Source organism: Clostridium sp. JNZ X4-2 (genome assembly GCF_054889485.1).
Genome location: NZ_CM142685.1, coordinates 2,109,695 through 2,127,176, shown reverse-complemented (window position 1 = coordinate 2,127,176; position 17,482 = coordinate 2,109,695). Strand labels below are relative to the sequence as shown.

The following is a 17,482-nucleotide window of genomic DNA, read 5'->3' as shown; positions in this document are numbered from 1 at the left end:
AATGGAAAAGGAATATAATGGCATACTGGTATTTGCAGAACAAAAAAAAGGACAAATTCATAAAGTCAGCTATGAACTTCTTGGAAAAGCTAGAGAACTTGCTGACAAGTTAAATGCTCCTGTGTACAGTGTACTTCTGGCACCAAAGGGAATAAAAGCTGAAGAGTTGATATACAGAGGCGCAGATAAAGTCTTTTATATAGAAAATGATGTATTTAATGAACCTGAAGAATTAGTTTATAAGATGAATTTAGTACAGCTTATCCATAAAATAAAACCAGAAATTTTCCTTATAGGAGCCACTAGTCTTGGAAGATCCCTGGCACCCAGACTGGCAGCAGCATTAAATACAGGTCTCACAGCAGATTGTACAGGCCTTGAAATAGATGAAGATGGAAAATTGATTCAAATAAGACCGGCTTTTAGTGAAAATATACTGGCCCATATAAAGACAGATACTTATCCTCAAATGGCTACAGTGAGATATAAGGAATTTAATGAGGGCAGGAGAAATGATAAAAATAATGGGGAAATTATCAGGGAAGATGCAGTAAAACCGGAAAATGAGCTGGTGAAAGTTATAAAGGAATTAAAGGAACAGGAAGTAAATATTTCAGATGCCAGTGTAGTAGTGGCAGCAGGCAGGGGACTTAAAAAGGCTGAAGATTTTGCAATGATTAAAGAACTGGCGGATTTACTTGGAGGTTTAGTTGGGGCTACTAGAAGCATTGTAGATGATGGATTTATTTCCAAAGACTTTCAGGTAGGATACAGTGGGAACAGGGTAAAACCTAAAATATATATAGCCTGCGGGATTTCAGGTGCACCACAGCATCTGGCCGGTATGAAAGAGTCGGAATTTATTGTGGCAATTAATACGGACCCTTCAGCTCCCATATTCAACATAGCTGATTATGGCATAGTGGATGATATGTATAAAGTAATACCGGAATTGGTTAATAATATCAGGAGCAGAATGTAATATATAATTTATAAAAAGGGGGCAATAATTTTGAAAAATGAAGTAATCGAAACATTAAAACAAATTGTAGGAAAGGATTGGGTTGTAAATGATCTATCAAAGATGCAAAGTTACCTTTATGATGAAACTGAGCCTTTATTAAGACCTGAAGCATCAGAGGATTGTGTGGTGGTTAAACCTGGTTCACCCCAGGAAATATCAGATATATTAAAGTATGCCAATAAAATTCTGATGCCCGTAGTTGCCAGAGGCGGCGGCACTGGAGTTGTGGGTGGAGCAATACCGGTAAAGCCAGGTATAGTTTTATCTCTTGAAAGACTTAACAAAGTTGTTGAACTGGATGAAAAGAACTTGATGATAACTGTTGAAGCAGGGGCCACTTTAGCAGATTTATTAGAAGTGCTGGGAAATGAAAGTAAGCTGTTTTTCCCTATACATCCGGGAGATGAAGGAGCACAAATAGGCGGAATGGTTGCAACAAATGCAGGAGGTACAAAGGCTGTAAAGCATGGAATCATGAGAAATCATGTAAAGGCACTGGAAGTGGTTCTCCCAACGGGAGAAATAGTTACTCTTGGTGGAAAACTTATAAAAAACAATATGGGCTATGACTTGCTTCATATGATGATTGGAAATGAAGGAACACTGGGAATCATTACAAAAGCAACTTTAAAACTCTATGCAAAAAATAAATATACAGGTACACTTTTGGTTTCATTTAATACAAGAAGAGAAGCATGTGATTCAGTCCCAAAAATATTACAGGAAGGGATTACTCCATTGGCTGTGGAATATATGGATAGAATTGTTGCAGAAAAGGCTGCAGAGCAGCTGGGAAGTAAATGGCCTCCGGACAATAAAGGCTCTGTAGATCTCATCTTCATGCTGGATGAACCCACTGAAGATGAATTGTACTCAAATAGTGAAAAAATCGTAGAAATATGTGAAAAATACAATTCAGTGGACAGCATTATAGCAGAAACTGCAAAAGAACAGAGAAATATTCTGGAAATAAGAAGCAACGCCTATGGTCCTTATAAAGACAATATATCAGATGCGCTTGATATAGCGGTTCCTCCATCAGCTGTACCTGATTTCTTTGATGACATAACAGAATTAGCTGAAAAATATAATAATAATATTGTATCTCTTGGGCACATTGCTGATGGAAATATTCATAATTTTATTATGGGGGACAATGGTAAACTGCCTTCTTATTATGAAGAATTAAAAGAGGAAATGTATAAAACCGCAATAAAATATGGTGGGACAATAACCGCTGAACATGGAACGGGAAAAACAAGAAGAAAACATATGTCTCTTCAATTTACAGAAAGGGAAATTCAAATTATGAAGGGTATTAAAAAGGTATTTGATCCAAACGAAATTCTCAATCCAGGAACTATAATTGACTGATCTGATATTTTTAATAAAAAAGCTGAAGTGGATTTTACTTCAGCTTTTTACATATATATTAAAATAATTTAAATCAGATAATACTTTTAGCCGGCTTGGATTTGGAAGCTATGGATATAGCCCTTTTGTCCACTACTGATATCAATAGAAAAGTGGCAAGGCATGTTAGCCATTCCATGAATATTACATGGGGAAAGATCCTGAATGAAGGTACCATTTCCCATAAAAGCAGTACTATTATCCCTGTTAAAGTGGTATAAAAAGCAGAGCTCCTTCTGCATAACCCGGGAATAAATACAGTAAATAAAAATACTATGGTAAAAGCTGTACAAAGGCTTAAACCTATTGATATGGTTTTTAATATGCCTGACATGGATAGAGCTAATATAAAAGTTGATATTCCTATTAAAACTACAAACATCTTATTCATAATAATAAGTTTTCTGTCCTCTATCTTTGGATTTATAAATGATTTATATATGTCCTGAGTAAATAATGTAGATGCACCTAAAAGCAGATTACAAGCTGTGGATACATCAGCAGCCCACAGAGCAGCTAGAGTCAGACCTGCTGCTATAGGGTTTAGTGACAATATCATTTTGGGTAATGCCAGAGTTCCGCTTACATCAGGAAAAGCGGTTTTAGCCGCCATGCCTATTATGGCACATAGGAAGCCTATGGGAATCATAAGCAGTCCGGCTATTATAAATCCTTTTCTTGCGGTTTTGGAATCTTTAGCTGCAAAAGCTAATTGCACGGGTCCCTGCATGGACATGACCTGTGTAATCATAATGAGAAACCAGCTTAAAATTATCCATATGCCGGTACCTTGTACAGGACTGAAATAATGTATATTTTCAGGAAGCTGTAGTTTTATATTACCCAATCCGCCCCTTGAAGCTGCTGCCAGTATGGTGCATAATATAATTCCCGTATATTTTATTGGAACGTTGAACATATTACATAATCCTGCAGACCACATTCCGCCTATAAAAGTTATACTTATAAATACACAGGCACTGACTATCATACCTGTTTTTAATGTAAATACTTCAGGCAGAAGTGAAGATAAAATGGATCCTCCTGCAATGTATTGGAGTGATACAATTACTACAAGAATAATGATCTGGCATATGACACAGATAATTCTTCCCTTCTCATCATAAAATTTTCCGAATAACTCCGGCACAGTTGATACATTAAAATCTCTATACTTACCAGCTATTAAAATTCCCATGAGAATAGCCCCCGCACCCCAGGCTACATTGTACCAGCCTGCTGACAGACCTATGTCATAAGCTTGTTCAGCAACACCTATGGTGGAGGCTCCGCCTATGGCAAGACCTATTAAAGAACAGGTTACAAGAGGAGTTGTCAGCTGTCTCCCTGCCAGGGTATAGCTTTCTCCACCCTTTAAAGCTTTTTTTCTTGCAAAAAAACTTATTACAAATAACATTGATATATAAAGGATTATAATTATTAATGATATATTCATTTTTACGGCCCCCTTTTTGTTTGATGTTAGTACAGGCAATAGTTGAATGTTCAGCTGCAAAATTTGGATAAAAAAAACGCCCCTGGCCAAGGGACGAATCAATCGTGGTACCACCCTAATTGGACAATATCGGCTTTCTGAAATTTTTAAAAGAGTAATAAAAAAAGCACCTACGCTTAAGGGACGAAACTTAATCGTGGTACCACCCTATTTCAGAAACAAATATATTGCTTATCTCTTACTCGTAACGGGAGTTAAACGGCTCGGCCTACTTAAAAATTTTCAGCCTGCGGTTCAGGAATGTATTTCATAAAGTATATCAGACAGTTTACACCAGCCACTGTTTCTCTTTGTGATAGACTTGATTACTTGTTTCCATCTTCACCTAAATATAACATGTATTATAACTTAAAATTGTTGTAAATACAAAATATGAAATAAGGCTTAAAACTTAATTATATTAAAAATCCTATAAATAGCTGCTAATATTTAAAGGATATGTAATAGGTACAATAAGAAATAATCTAAGCAGAAGCGGCCTCCATTGAATTCAAGAATCACTTGATACTGGAATTGCCATGTTGTATTTCTGGATATTTAAAACATTTGATCACGTTGTAGAAATATGTAAAAAATATAATGATGACGCGGTTCCCAGTCACATTGAAGGTGGAAATATCCATATATATTTGCATAATATGTTTGTTATGATATCATATAGAATATAAGTAATATTAATATATGTCTGAAAATAAAGAAGGGAAGGTGAAAAGCTTAATTATATTGATTAAATGTAATTAGGTATTATATGATTAGTGAAGGTGAACAGAGAGTATACGATACTTTAAAGGAAATAGGCATTGAATATGAGAAATATGATCATAAACCGGTTTATACTATAGAAGATGTCAATGAATTGGATATAGATATTCCAGGTGATCACACCAAAAATCTTTTTCTCAGAAATAGAAAGGGAAATGTTCATTACCTGGTGGTTTTAGAAGATTCAAAGCAGGCGGATTTAAAAAAATTATCCAAACAGCTGGGAAGTACGCCTCTGTCTTTTGCTTCAGAGGAAAGACTGGAAAAGCATTTAGGGTTAAAATCCGGTTCAGTGAGCCCTTTTGGGTTAATCAATGATAGTGACAAATGTGTTAGGGCAATAATTGACAGTGACATACTCAAGGCAGAAAAGGTGGGATTTCACCCCAATGTAAATACAGCAACACTGGTTATTTCCTCCAGAGATTTTCAAAAATTTTTAAAATGGACTAAAAATAAAGTATCCTATATAAAAATCTGAGCCATTATATGCGAAAAGGGTATTTTTATTCTGCACTATCTGCCGTATTATTTGGAACTTGTGGCATTATAATAAAAATTGCCTTTTCAGAAGGGGCAGATTCCATAAATATATTGATTATGCAGTACATAATATCAATTCCAATTATGTTTTTTGCCATGCTTTTGATAGATAAAAATGCTTTGAAAATAGATAGGCGGGATCTTTACCATACAGCTGTTCTGGGGATAATAGGCAATACATTTATGACGGTTTTTTATTATAAGGCATTTAATTACTTGAATGTTTCCATAGTAACCATATTGTTATATACCTATCCTATAATGGTCTTTATCTATTCCATGATATTTGAAAAAATGATTCTGGATTTCAATAAGATTCTTGCTGTTATTACAGCTTTTATAGGATGTTTCCTAACACTGGGAATAGCAAGGCAGGTGGATGTTCTTTCTGTGAAAGGATGTATATTTGGATTTTTGGCAGCATTGTTTTATACCTTTATGAACATATATTCGGAGAAAAACATGAAAAAATTGAATCCGCTTACCATGAATTTCTATTCAATTATTTTTTCATTATTGTCTTTGATAATTTTTAGATTTCCAGTTTCAGTATTAAGTAAAGACTTGAGCATCAAGCTCATTATCTGTATTGTGGTGCTGGCTGTGGTCTGTGAAATAATACCACTAACTTTGCTGTATGCGGCAATTAAAGATATTGGTTCTTTAAAAGTTTCAATAATAGGAAATTTGGAAATACCTACAGCCATGCTGCTTTCATTTTTCATATTAGGGGAATCTATGACCCTGATTCAGATCCTTGGAGCAGCTATGGTGATTTATGCAGTTTATATTACTAGAAGGGCAGATTAAATTTAAAGTATAATATTATATATATAAGGACAATTATTTGTTTTTTAAATTAAAAACGCAGGTGTTTAATATGGATTATATGCAAAACTCAATGTTTGATAAAAAATTATCTTCTCCACTGGCGGAGAGGATCAGGCCGGTGAATCTGGAAGATTATATTGGACAGCGTCATATATTGGGAAAGGGAAAAATACTCAGAAATTTAATATATACGGATAATATAAGTTCTATGATATTTTGGGGACCGCCTGGAGTTGGGAAAACTACTCTGGCCATGATAATTGCCTCTATCACTAAAGCTAAATTTATAAATTTTAGTGCTGCCACTTCCGGCATCAAGGAAATAAAAGAAGTCATGGCAATGGCAGAAAAGAATAGGAGAATTGGCATCAGGACGATTCTTTTTATAGATGAAATTCATAGATTTAATAAAGCTCAGCAGGATGCTTTTCTTCCCCATGTGGAAAAGGGAAATATCATACTCATAGGTGCCACTACTGAAAATCCTTCTTTTGAAATAAACTCGGCTTTATTATCAAGGTGCAGAGTTTTTGTCCTTCACTCTTTGGATACGGGAGATATTGTCAGTTTATTGAAAAGAGCAATAAAGGATAAGAGGGGATTTGGATATTTAAAAGTAAACATTACAGATGAGATATTGCAGATGATAGCCATATACTCCAACGGAGATGCAAGATCTGCTCTCAATGTACTGGAAATTGCCATAATGAGCTGTATTGACAATATCAGTACTTCCAATGTGACAAAAGAAGCAGTGGAGCAGTGTATTAATAAAAAAAACCTGCTATATGATAAAAATGGAGAAGAACATTATAATTTAATTTCTGCTCTTCACAAGTCAATGAGAAACAGTGATCCAGATGCAGCAATTTACTGGCTGGCAAGAATTTTAGAATCAGGAGAGGATCCTCTATATGTGGCAAGGAGGATAATACGTTTTTCATCGGAAGATATAGGAATGGCAGATCCAAGAGCTTTGGAAGTGGCGGTTTCTGCATACAATGCAGTTCACTTTATAGGAATGCCTGAATGTAGTGTGAATCTTACTGAGGCAGTGGTTTATATGGCATCTGCTCCGAAGTCCAATTCCCTGTACCTGGCATATAATAGTGCAAAAAAGGATGCTCTTGACACTATTTCACAGGGAGTTCCTCTTCATCTTAGAAATGCACCTACTAAATTGATGCATGACTTGGGTTATGGGAAAGATTATAAATATGCCCATGATTTTAAGGAAAGGACTGTGGATATGCAGTGCCTGCCAGATAATTTAAAGGATAGGCAGTATTATATTCCTTCAGACGAAGGTCTTGAAAAAAAAGTTAAGGAAAAATTATTAAAGATAAAAGAGATAAAGAGTAAACACTGAGTTTACTCTTTTAAAATGTAGAAAATCATTTATTGAAAATATCCCAATGGGCAGTACCTGTATGGTTTTATATTCATGGATTGCATTGAGGAAATATATTTTTTAAATCTGTTATTTAAAATGTCCCAGTTTATATTTTGAATAAATGTAGAAATATATTTCCTCCGGTCCGTTCCAAAATCCATGAAATATGCATGCTCATAAACATCCATAACTAATATGGGGCAGGAAATCCATACCGCACCAGTATCGTGTAAATCACTTCCTATTATATGGAGTTTATTATCCATTGAATCAATGGATAATATTGCCCAACCGCTCATAGACAACCCTACATTTGTAAGATAAGAGATAAAATTATTGTAAGAGGAAAATTGATTTTTTATGGCATTAAGTAGAGGGCCTTGAGGAGTGTTATTGCCTCCGGTCATATTTTGAAAATAGAGTTCGTGAAGTTTTACTCCATTTAACGAATATGTTTCACCAAGTTTTAAGCTTCGCATTGCTGAATAAGTGGGATTGCTGTCTGTATAGCTGTCAGGTATATAAGGAGTGTTCCATATTTTATTTAATGCGTTTACATAGCCTACATATAATTTATAATGTTCATCCAGCTGTTTTGTTGAAATGCCTTTAACCGATTTGAAATTAAAAGTTTCGGGCTTTATATTGCTCATTAGATCACCTCTAAAATAATATACTAATACATATTATGCAGTAAGTCCTAAATGTGTTAGAATATTACAAAAGACAATTTTTTGAATATCTACTGCAGAAGATACATAACAACAGTTATTTTTTCAATATTGAATTTTTAGTATAGAAGATTATTAAAGTTAAAGTGGGAAGTACTATTTCTAAAGGCAGGGATATATACTTTGGCACATAATTAAATCCAATATTGATGTGTTGTGGATAATTTTTCTCAAGCAGCAGCGAGAGAATAAGAACAATAAAGGGTATAAATAAGAATCTATTTTGTTTTAAATTGAATACTTGAGAGGCACCTAGAACAGCTGTATATAAAAAAATGCTCAATTTGAAAAAACCTTCCACTAAAAATAGAATCATGAAAAGTATATCAAGTCTGCTCAAAAAATCACCTATATGCATGAGTCTGTATGTTTCAAATAAGGGAAAATTGGATAGAGTGGCAAAATCAACTCCCAGTGTACATATGAATACAATGCTGTTAAATGATAATAATAAAGCATCTACTATAATCGATAATATAGCTGTTTTTTTTATCTTATTTTTTTGAAGGACAAATGGGTATAACATAGTAAAGACTATAGTTTCTCCATAGGGAAAAGTAATGAGCTGCCAGGAATTTTTCAAAACATTTAAAATACCATCATCCAATATAGGTTTTAGGTTTTGTAGTTTAAACATATCATCTGTTGATAATAATATGAGAAAAAAACTTCCTAATTTTATGGTAAGCAGTATTATGAAATAAAATTGAATTAAACTTGATATATTTTCTATTCCGGTATATACTGCATAAACTATGGTTATTATGAAAATCAGACCAAAAATTGTTTTTGATGTATGCTGTAATGCAAAAGAAGCTGTTAACTCCAAAAGATCTCTAAGTATACGTAATGCTATATAACTAAAAAATGTAATATAAATAATACTTAGAATAGTACCTATAAATTTACCGTATATTTTAGGCATGTATGTTACAAGAGTATCTTTAGGATACTTGTTGTACAATGTTATGTATACAATTTGAAGCAGTATACCGGGTAATGCATATAATAATAAAGCTATCCAGACATCTTGTTTTGCTTCAGGAGCTAAAAAAAATAGGGAGGCGGTTCCATAGGGAATCATAGTCATTAGTATGAAAAATTGATATATTGATATTTTTTCTTTCATAGTTATTTTCCCTTTCCAGCATCTATGGATTTTGATATGGTACCTGTCTGGTTTATTTTAGATGAAATATTTACTTTGATATTTATATTGGGAAATGATTTGTCCCAGTTATTTTTTATGCCTTTCCATTCATCAGGATATTCCCTGTATAATAAATTTCCAAAATCAAATATATCTGCTGAAAGTCTATTTTGCGATGCATTTATAGCTGCAGATACTTCACTGTGGATGGCTTTATTTTGTTCCTCGGATAATTCATCTAAAATAATAGGATCCCTATTAAAATCCATATATTTATATGTACTGTTTGATATTTCAGAAATATTTGATTGAGCCTTTATGTAAACTTCAATATTTGCTCTATTGTTATTGATAGACGGTTTTAATCTGCTGCTGGATTTTATGATATCCAGGCTTATTTTACTTTTATTGTGTGGATAAATTACTATGTTTCCCAACTTGATTTTACCTTTTATCCACTGCATTCCTCTTGTTTCATCAGTATTCATATACCCAATAAGTTTATCCTCTCTGAATACTGCACTGCCTGCCACAAGAAAACTGCTGTTTGAAGTATTTTCATTTTTTGTACACATATCTATAACTCCACATGTACTTATAGGATTCTGACTGTTCATACTGTTTTCAAATTCCAAATTTGTTGTGGTGGGGGAAAAGCCTAAATATTTTTGCCTTGCAATTAAATAATTGATTGCATATGCTGAAATGGGGTTTTCCGTAACCTGTGTTTTAAGTATATCTTCAGCTTTGCCGTGAGTAACCAGTATGGGGGTGGTGGGCCTTATTTCACTGAATCTTAAGGAAAAATCTATAATAGGTTTTATACTATATTCTGCCAGATTCTGCCCAACAACTATGAATTTTTCGTTAGAAAATTTAATTGGCATACTCAACTTTTTTGAAAGATTGTTCAGGGCATTGTGAATAGTGGATCCAGAGCATACATAGACATCTGTTTTAAGTATTTGTTTTGTACCTTGAGTTTTTAGAGAGTTCATACCTTTAAGTATTTGTATGCTTACAATGAAATTATTATCCTTGTCAAGGTCCACACCTAAGGCTACAGGAAATGCAAGTGTCTCAATTTCATTCTTATCTGTACAGCCGGTTATACAAAAGCCGGATATAACTAATGATATAGCTAAAAGCATTAAGTTAAGCTTCTTTAAGCTTTTTTTGAAATTAATCATAATAGCCACCTCATCAACTTGTATGCTTATGAATTCTATTACTGATAAAGTTATTCTTTAACTTATTTGACTTTTGAGTACGGTTTAATTTCCATATGGGTGATCTCATAATTTGATCTTCTTGAGGATCTATATTAAAAGGAAAAATGGGAAACATATAGGGAATTCCAAAGCATCGAATGGAAGAAAGTCTGGTACTGATTAATAAGATCCCGCAGGTAAGCCCAATAAGTCCTAAATATCCACTTAAAAATAAGAAAAAAAATCTAATATATACAATAGGCAGTTCGAACTCTATTGAAGGTACTGTAAATTTTGTAATGGCAGTTAATGAAACTATTACTACAATGGGACTGCCTACTATTCCCGCATTTACTGCAGCATCACCCAGGACTAATCCGCCTACGATGCTTATGGCAGGACCTAGAGTTTTTGGCATTCTCATCCCGGCTTCTCTCATGATTTCAAAAGCAACCAGCATAAAAAAACTTTCCCATAATGCAGGCAGGGGTACGCTTGATCTGGAATCAACTATGCTTATTATAAGTTTAGTTGGTATGAGCTCCTGATGAAAATTATTAAGAGCTACGTATATTGCAGGAAGTGCAATAGTTGTAATCAATGATATACATCGTATAATCCTGTTTAAAGTGGCAGAAGAATATTTAATATAGTAGTCTTCACCAGATTGAAAAAATTCAACGAATAAAGTTGGAACGGAAAGTGCTACAGGGGAGCCGTCCACAATAATTATAATTTTTCCCTCCAGAAGTTTAGATGCTGCAATATCGGGTTTTTCTGTCTTGAATACCAAGGGATAGATGCTGAGAGGTTCATCAGATATATATTCCTCTATATAGTTGGAATCCAATACGGATTCTACATCTATTTTTTTTAGCCTCTTTTTAACTTCTTCTACTATTTTGTTGTCAGTTACACCAGAAATGTAACTTATTATGATATCTGTATGTGTTTCTTTTCCAAGTATAAATTTTTCCATTTTTAAATTTGGATTTTTGATTTTTTTTCTTATTAAATTGATATTTTCTATAAGGGATTCAGTAAACCCTTCCCGTGGTCCCCTGAGCACTGAATCCGTAGGTGGTTCATTTATATTTCTTTTTGGAGGATTGTTTAAATCAATTTCAAAAGATTTTTCTAATCCATCTATAAATACTACAGGATTGCCTGTTACAATGGATTTTATGGATTTGTTGATATCTGTATGTATATTTTCATCTTTTATTCCAAAAGTAGATTTAATAAATTGGATTTCATCGGTATAACTGCTTTTTGAATAATTATCTGAAGTTAATTTTGCTATGAGAAAATTTTCTATCAGTGATTTCTTCGAAAATCCTTCTAAATAAACTATAAGAGCTTTTTTCTCCTTGATATTGAAAAGGGAAATTTCACGTATAACTAAATCAAAACAGTTTGAAAAACATGATTCTATATAACTTTTATTTTTTTCTATGCTGCTGTCGATATCAACAGGATTTTCTTTAGGGGATTGCTTGTCAGGTATATTCTTATTAATTATCTTTTTAGATGAAAAAATTTTTTTAATGAGGTTATTCACACTAGTTCACCTCTAGATTATTTTTTCATTTCTGTACAAAAATTATTCATCAAATTTCATATTCTAAGTACATTCATGGCATAATCCGATAAAAAATATATTAGCATCTTTATATGTGAGAGGGATTGAAATCAATAAGGCTTCCCACACAGGGGGGGTATAGATTTAAATCGTAAGTGAAAGGAGAACTCCATAAAGCGCCATGGAGCTCTATATTAAAGATAGTTAAGGTTATCTGGTAAATTTCTCTGGAAATTGCTTAATAATTCCTTTTGCCATCATGTCTGCCATTTCTAAAGCTTGTCTTTCAATTTCATCATATGTTGTGATACTTGCCTCATAATTTTTGGTAAGTAAATCAAACTGCTTCAGATTTAGTAAGCTCTAAATGTCTATGGAGCATATCCTTCCATTGATCCTCGGACCAATAGGGGTTGATGCTGCCCAAAAAAGCTGCAATTTCATCAGCATTGGCATACCATTCTTTTTCAGCATCTGCTGCTGCACTGCTGTTTCCTGCTTTTGCTGCGTTTACAAGATTTGCTGCGATTAAAAGATGATCCGTAAAAAGATTGCTGAATTTAGAGGCAATTTCATCACCATAAAATTTTTTTAAAACTGCTTCAAAATCCAGGGGATTTTGGAGAAGGCGGCGGGTGGCCGAATCCGTACCCGGTAAATCAAATACTATACCGATTATGACTATTCTTGTCCAGAGAACATGCTGCTCCCACAACATACGAAATTTATTCATTAAAGCCAATTCTGATTTGGTGATTCCATAAGGAGTCGGACAGTTACTTTGAGAATATTCATATCTACGGTATTGAAGCGGGCAAACATTAGTAAGCCCTATTACTTTTGGACATAAATACAAATTTATCACTACTTTATCAATTACTATACCCTATATAATATGAGTAATTAATAGAAAGGTTCTGCATATATTTCATTTATCTATTTAGTATGTTTAATTAAAGATCTGAGTGGATGAAAAAGTTAGGAATTTATTAAAGATAATTATTAGAAATTCTTAAAAATAAATTATCTGCTATAGATATATTTTCTGTTGTTTTTAAGTTGTATATATCCCACTGTTATGGTATTGTCATCATTTTTCAATATGTATATACCGGGAGTATTATTGGAGCCATATAAAATGGAACCGTAATTTCCCTGCTCATCTGCCATGCTTGATGAATACCAGTAAGTTTTATTGCCAATCTTATAAGTGATTTCACCTCTGTCAAAGGTTATAGAATTATTCTTATTATTTTTATCGGTCCAACTTCCATTCAAACTGGCTAAAACATTTAGATATTGTCCATTGGTTTCTGTAAAATTTAAAATTTTACCTCTTACTTCATGGCTTTGACCATTTGAAAATTTAATAATAGCTTTTTCATTATTTATCCATGTCACCTCATAAGACATATTGGAAAATGGCTTATATCCATTTCCTAACCTTAATTTTTCAACAAGCCTTATAAATATTTTATGACTTTTAGTATATACCAAGCTATAATCTGTTTCATTTTTTGTTTCCTTAACTATAAACATATTTTTCCCCTTGGAAAAATTAGATTGGAATTGTATATTATCTATACTTTTATAAATTCCTACTGTATTTATTGATGCCAATATCAAGAGCACCCAAAAATATGTCAATCTTGTTTTCCTGTTTTCAAAGTATATTGATAATGCCGATAGTATTATCAAATAATTTATCACATTATACATATAATCATGTACTAGGTATAATCCCCTGCTTTTTTCCGCGTACTCCAGAAATATCCTTATGAACAATAAAATAAATGTTATGAATATTGTTATTTTTTTATATTTAGCCATGTTTTTCAAATTTTTTCTCTTCTTTCCTTAATATTTATGGAGCTTGATTTCGGGTTGCACTTTATACCTTATAAGGATAATTGCAAAAAATCTGCTTAAATATTTCCTTAGTAAAAAGGGAATAACTCCTTAATTATTAACATAAGCTGTCCTTAGACTTTTATATAACTCAATTAAGTTAACGTGTTTAGCATCTTTAGAACTGTAGTTTCCTATTCTAAATGCCAATTGTACGAATAAGCCTATGCTGCAGGCAGTTAATAGGGTACCAAAACCCACGGGTCCCCCTAAAAAATATCCAATAATCAATACACTGCCTTCAATTATACTTCGTATAAGCCATACAGGCATATTGTATTTTTTTACTAACACTTCCATTAAACCATCTCTTGGTCCAGCCCCTAAATTTACTCTTAAATAAAAATAGGTGGCCCAACCCATAATGAAAATTCCCAAAAACAACATGGAGATCTCTCCTACAAGACCAGCTGGATGTTTAAAAATATTCAATTTTTGGATTAAATCAATAAACACTCCTAATTGGTATTGATTTTAATTTCCATATCTTAATTCTCCATATTTTAAATTATTGTAAATTGCTTTTCTATATTATAGCGAACTTAGAAGTGATTGTCCAAGTGTATTTTCAAAATGTATTTATATTGAGATAAAGTTAGTATAATGTTGATTGCCTATCTGTTTTTGTTGATCAATAAAGTATGCTAATATATACTAAATATATACAGTAATAGGAAGGAGTTGATATGCCATGAATAGTTTAATAATTTACAAGTCCATAGAACATAAAAATACAGAAAGAATAGCCAATCAAATTAATCAGGTTTTGAAAGGCGATATAATGAATCCGGAAGAAGTAAATGTAAATGAACTTGACAAATATGATTTGATAGGGTTTGGATCCGGAATATTTTATGGCAAGTTTCATAAGAACATGGTAAATTTGGTAGATAACCTTGGAAATTTTCAGAGTAAAAGAGGATTTGTTTTTTCAACCAGTGGACAGGGAAAGGCAGACTATAACAATTCACTTAAGAATAAGCTGGAAAGTAAAGGATTTGATATAATTGGAAGCTTCGCCTGCAAGGGGTTTGATACCTATGGACCATTTAAAATTTTTGGTGGAATAGCTAAGGGAAGGCCAAATGAAAGTGATATGACGGCAGCAAAAAAATTTGCTGCCAAATTGCTAAAGGATAAATAACAGAAAGAATTATAAATAAACTTTAATCAAGTGATTCTTGAGTTCAGGTGGATTTGTCCATAGGGTAAATATATCATATAAAAAAGAGTTGATAGCTTGTTATCAATTCTTTTTTATTTTTGCTGCAATTCATTCTAAAAAACATCCAATAATCAGTGATTGAAAATAAAGAAATAATTTTAACTATCATCACCTTTTTTTCACCACATCATATATTATAGTAGAAGCCAATGACAAAATTGTCAATTACATTTATAAATATTTTTTGCTTTATTTTAGGCGTAATATAAAAAGGAGGATTTTGTTTATGAATTATATGTCAAGATCTAATAAAGACAACTGTGATCCATGTAATAATATAAAAAAGGAAAAAGATTGTACTGCTATTGTAAAATGTGGTTGTCCTAGTTCAACTACACTGCCTGCTGCTACGGTTGCGGGAACTACTTTTCCGCTTGCTTCACTAACATTAAATACTCGTGGATTAAAAGATCCATGTATTAAACTTGAATTTGCAAGTAATCTTGTTGCGGCTGTTGCTTTTACCGGTACTGTAAATTTTCAAGTATTTAAACAATGTGGAAATCAACTTACCCCTACTCCTATCGGACCTGTATGGACTTTTTCACTAGTAGCATTACTTTCTAGCCAAACATTCTCATTTTTCGTTTGTGACTGTGATTGCAGCTGCTTTAGTGACTGCTGTACCTATACTGTAGTTGCCACTGTTACTAGTGCAGTTACTGTTGGTACACTTGCTATCAACAATGCAACACTGGGAGCAATAGCTACATGTGGAAGTTCATGCTAACAACATGATCATATAAAATATACAACTCAAGGTAAACAGCCTTGAGTTTTTTTATACTGCAAATTAAAGCATTCAAAAGGCATGTGGATTTTAGGGAAAGGATATGTTATGATACTAATACGTGGATTAAATAGTTAAATATCTAGAATTTAATATAAACAATATTTATGAAGTGATTCTTGGGTTCGGGTGGAGTTTGACCGTAGGGAATGTCTTTCGTATCTGAACTTTGGAAGAACTTATTTAGGGGTGTAGCAGTGCTTATCACCCACTTTACGAAGCTGGGAATATTTGAATAAAGAAAATGTAAAGTTAAAAATGGAGGTATAATGATGATTGTGACAACCACAAATAGCGTAGAGGGAAAGAAAGTTTTAGAATACAAGGGAATTATTTTTGGTGAAGTGATTTCTGGTGTAGATGTTATCAAAGATATTGCAGCAGGGCTTACCAACTTTTTCGGGGGACGTTCAAAATCCTATGAGGGTGAACTTATACAGGCAAGAGAAGAGGCATTAAAGGAATTGGAGGATAGGGCATCTGCTGTTGGAGCAAATGCAGTTATCGGTGTGGATATCGACTATGAAGTACTTGGGCAAGCTGGAAATATGCTTATGGTAACTGCCTCGGGAACAGCAGTAGTAGTTGAGTAAATGGGAGAAAATTATATGGCTGATTATAAGAACAATACAAAAATACTAAAACCGAAAATTTCAAATGATTTATCTGCATTGCCATTACTAAAAAAGGATATATTAGATGAAACTTCATTTTCAGAAGTAATTTTTAGTCATTGTCATATAGAAAATTGCCAAGCAAAACGGGTTTCCTTTAAACAAATTATATTTGATAATGTAATATTTACAGATGTTTTATTGCAATATAGCGACTTTACAGATGTAAGATTTGAAAATTGTGACTTATCCAATGTGGATTTTAGGGAATCCTCTATATATAGGGTGGAATTTATAAATTGCAAGCTTGTTGGAACCAATTTAAGTGAATCAACCCTTAGAAATGTCCGATTTAATAAGTGTAATGGAAAGTATGCATTTTTTAGATTCACAGATTGTGTGCAGATATTATTTGATAATTGCCAATTGGGTCTTTCTGATTTTCAGGAAAGTAAATTTTCTAAGGTGGAATTTAAAAATACAGATATGAGTCAATGCCAGTTGTTTGGTACTAGTCTTAGTGGAATGGATCTCTCTGAATGTGATATTGATGGGTTGGGGGTAAGACTTCAAGATATAAATGGTGTTATAGTTACATCCATGCAGGCGCTAGCACTTTCAACATTAATGGGAATTGTAATTAAAGAATAGGAATTCCTTGGAGAAGACAATGAAAAATCTATGAAACTGGAATCATCATTGGGTTTTAGAAAAGATAGAAATGTTCCTGTAAATAAAAATGTATAGACTTTACTTAAGTATAATTTTTGTATATAATAAAATAGTTAC

17 protein-coding genes and 1 other annotated feature are annotated in these 17,482 nt (G+C 33.0%); of the genes, 9 read left to right on the top strand and 8 right to left on the bottom strand.

Annotated features, from left to right (window positions below; all coding sequences use genetic code 11):
• Window position 1: 1 nt before the first annotated feature.
• Window positions 2–982: an electron transfer flavoprotein subunit alpha/FixB family protein gene (locus tag ACYUJ6_RS10250; RefSeq protein WP_461842688.1), complete on the top strand. Its 981-nt coding sequence runs from the start codon at window positions 2–4 to the stop codon at window positions 980–982.
• 30 nt (window positions 983–1,012) lie between these two features.
• Window positions 1,013–2,398, top strand: coding sequence for an FAD-binding oxidoreductase (locus ACYUJ6_RS10245; RefSeq protein WP_461842687.1), 1,386 nt, complete (start codon window positions 1,013–1,015; stop codon window positions 2,396–2,398).
• 73 nt (window positions 2,399–2,471) lie between these two features.
• Here the strand turns inward: ACYUJ6_RS10245 and ACYUJ6_RS10240 are convergent, their stop codons facing one another.
• Complete coding sequence (locus ACYUJ6_RS10240) at window positions 2,472–3,893, bottom strand: sodium:solute symporter family protein (protein WP_461842686.1); 1,422 nt, start codon at window positions 3,891–3,893, stop codon at window positions 2,472–2,474.
• Window positions 3,894–4,069: 176 nt separating this feature from the next.
• Window positions 4,070–4,284: a binding site (T-box leader), on the bottom strand.
• A gap of 420 nt (window positions 4,285–4,704) precedes the next feature.
• On the opposite strand from ACYUJ6_RS10240, the gene ACYUJ6_RS10235 reads away from it, so the two are divergent.
• The 3 genes from ACYUJ6_RS10235 to ACYUJ6_RS10225 all read left to right on the top strand — a co-directional run bounded on the left by ACYUJ6_RS10235 (window position 4,705) and on the right by ACYUJ6_RS10225 (window position 7,458).
• Entirely contained in the window at window positions 4,705–5,196 is a 492-nt protein-coding gene (locus ACYUJ6_RS10235) for a prolyl-tRNA synthetase associated domain-containing protein (RefSeq protein WP_461845486.1), read from the top strand.
• A gap of 8 nt (window positions 5,197–5,204) precedes the next feature.
• Window positions 5,205–6,068, top strand: coding sequence for a DMT family transporter (locus ACYUJ6_RS10230; protein ID WP_461842685.1), 864 nt, complete (start codon window positions 5,205–5,207; stop codon window positions 6,066–6,068).
• A gap of 70 nt (window positions 6,069–6,138) precedes the next feature.
• Window positions 6,139–7,458 (top strand): replication-associated recombination protein A, encoded by a 1,320-nt coding sequence (locus tag ACYUJ6_RS10225; protein ID WP_461842684.1) that lies wholly within the window; start codon window positions 6,139–6,141, stop codon window positions 7,456–7,458.
• A gap of 29 nt (window positions 7,459–7,487) precedes the next feature.
• Here ACYUJ6_RS10225 and ACYUJ6_RS10220 read toward each other — a convergent pair whose 3' ends face one another.
• The 7 genes from ACYUJ6_RS10220 to ACYUJ6_RS10190 all read right to left on the bottom strand — a co-directional run bounded on the left by ACYUJ6_RS10220 (window position 7,488) and on the right by ACYUJ6_RS10190 (window position 14,451).
• Window positions 7,488–8,135, bottom strand: a complete 648-nt coding sequence (locus ACYUJ6_RS10220; protein WP_461842683.1) for a superoxide dismutase — start codon at window positions 8,133–8,135, stop codon at window positions 7,488–7,490.
• 115 nt (window positions 8,136–8,250) lie between these two features.
• On the bottom strand, window positions 8,251–9,342 hold the full coding sequence (locus tag ACYUJ6_RS10215; RefSeq protein WP_461842682.1) for a GerAB/ArcD/ProY family transporter: 1,092 nt from the start codon (window positions 9,340–9,342) through the stop codon (window positions 8,251–8,253).
• 2 nt (window positions 9,343–9,344) lie between these two features.
• A complete protein-coding gene (locus tag ACYUJ6_RS10210; protein WP_461842681.1) occupies window positions 9,345–10,553 on the bottom strand; it encodes a Ger(x)C family spore germination protein in 1,209 nt (402 codons plus the stop codon).
• Window positions 10,554–10,566: 13 nt separating this feature from the next.
• Window positions 10,567–12,135 carry a spore germination protein gene (locus tag ACYUJ6_RS10205; RefSeq protein WP_461842680.1) on the bottom strand — a complete coding sequence of 523 codons (1,569 nt, stop codon included), beginning with the start codon at window positions 12,133–12,135 and terminating at the stop codon, window positions 10,567–10,569.
• A 358-nt stretch (window positions 12,136–12,493) separates the two neighbouring features.
• Window positions 12,494–12,889: an acetylglutamate kinase gene (locus ACYUJ6_RS10200; RefSeq protein ID WP_461842679.1), complete on the bottom strand. Its 396-nt coding sequence runs from the start codon at window positions 12,887–12,889 to the stop codon at window positions 12,494–12,496.
• A 290-nt stretch (window positions 12,890–13,179) separates the two neighbouring features.
• Window positions 13,180–13,695, bottom strand: coding sequence for a hypothetical protein (locus ACYUJ6_RS10195; RefSeq protein ID WP_461842678.1), 516 nt, complete (start codon window positions 13,693–13,695; stop codon window positions 13,180–13,182).
• A 420-nt stretch (window positions 13,696–14,115) separates the two neighbouring features.
• On the bottom strand, window positions 14,116–14,451 hold the full coding sequence (locus ACYUJ6_RS10190; RefSeq protein WP_461842677.1) for a YczE/YyaS/YitT family protein: 336 nt from the start codon (window positions 14,449–14,451) through the stop codon (window positions 14,116–14,118).
• A 304-nt stretch (window positions 14,452–14,755) separates the two neighbouring features.
• On the opposite strand from ACYUJ6_RS10190, the gene ACYUJ6_RS10185 reads away from it, so the two are divergent.
• The 4 genes from ACYUJ6_RS10185 to ACYUJ6_RS10170 all read left to right on the top strand — a co-directional run bounded on the left by ACYUJ6_RS10185 (window position 14,756) and on the right by ACYUJ6_RS10170 (window position 17,344).
• Window positions 14,756–15,208 (top strand): flavodoxin family protein, encoded by a 453-nt coding sequence (locus ACYUJ6_RS10185; protein WP_461842676.1) that lies wholly within the window; start codon window positions 14,756–14,758, stop codon window positions 15,206–15,208.
• Window positions 15,209–15,515: 307 nt separating this feature from the next.
• The gene (locus ACYUJ6_RS10180; RefSeq protein WP_369703997.1) at window positions 15,516–16,019 is read left to right on the top strand and encodes a DUF4489 domain-containing protein; all 504 of its coding nucleotides are present in this window, start codon (window positions 15,516–15,518) and stop codon (window positions 16,017–16,019) included.
• 332 nt (window positions 16,020–16,351) lie between these two features.
• A complete protein-coding gene (locus tag ACYUJ6_RS10175) occupies window positions 16,352–16,672 on the top strand; it encodes a putative heavy metal-binding protein (RefSeq protein ID WP_369704115.1) in 321 nt (106 codons plus the stop codon).
• 15 nt (window positions 16,673–16,687) lie between these two features.
• A complete protein-coding gene (locus tag ACYUJ6_RS10170) occupies window positions 16,688–17,344 on the top strand; it encodes a pentapeptide repeat-containing protein (protein WP_461842675.1) in 657 nt (218 codons plus the stop codon).
• The last annotated feature ends 138 nt before the right edge of the window (window positions 17,345–17,482 follow it).

Coding starts and splice junctions, on each gene's coding strand:
- ACYUJ6_RS10250 (WP_461842688.1), top strand. CDS start 2: ATGGAAAAGGAATATAATGGCATACTGGTATTTGCAGAACAAAAAAAA.
- ACYUJ6_RS10240 (WP_461842686.1), bottom strand. CDS start 3,893: ATGAATATATCATTAATAATTATAATCCTTTATATATCAATGTTATTT.
- ACYUJ6_RS10230 (WP_461842685.1), top strand. CDS start 5,205: ATGCGAAAAGGGTATTTTTATTCTGCACTATCTGCCGTATTATTTGGA.
- ACYUJ6_RS10225 (WP_461842684.1), top strand. CDS start 6,139: ATGGATTATATGCAAAACTCAATGTTTGATAAAAAATTATCTTCTCCA.
- ACYUJ6_RS10220 (WP_461842683.1), bottom strand. CDS start 8,135: ATGAGCAATATAAAGCCCGAAACTTTTAATTTCAAATCGGTTAAAGGC.
- ACYUJ6_RS10215 (WP_461842682.1), bottom strand. CDS start 9,342: ATGAAAGAAAAAATATCAATATATCAATTTTTCATACTAATGACTATG.
- ACYUJ6_RS10210 (WP_461842681.1), bottom strand. CDS start 10,553: ATGATTAATTTCAAAAAAAGCTTAAAGAAGCTTAACTTAATGCTTTTA.
- ACYUJ6_RS10200 (WP_461842679.1), bottom strand. CDS start 12,889: ATGAATAAATTTCGTATGTTGTGGGAGCAGCATGTTCTCTGGACAAGA.
- ACYUJ6_RS10195 (WP_461842678.1), bottom strand. CDS start 13,695: ATGTTTATAGTTAAGGAAACAAAAAATGAAACAGATTATAGCTTGGTA.
- ACYUJ6_RS10190 (WP_461842677.1), bottom strand. CDS start 14,451: ATGTTGTTTTTGGGAATTTTCATTATGGGTTGGGCCACCTATTTTTAT.
- ACYUJ6_RS10185 (WP_461842676.1), top strand. CDS start 14,756: ATGAATAGTTTAATAATTTACAAGTCCATAGAACATAAAAATACAGAA.
- ACYUJ6_RS10180 (WP_369703997.1), top strand. CDS start 15,516: ATGAATTATATGTCAAGATCTAATAAAGACAACTGTGATCCATGTAAT.
- ACYUJ6_RS10175 (WP_369704115.1), top strand. CDS start 16,352: ATGATTGTGACAACCACAAATAGCGTAGAGGGAAAGAAAGTTTTAGAA.
- ACYUJ6_RS10170 (WP_461842675.1), top strand. CDS start 16,688: ATGGCTGATTATAAGAACAATACAAAAATACTAAAACCGAAAATTTCA.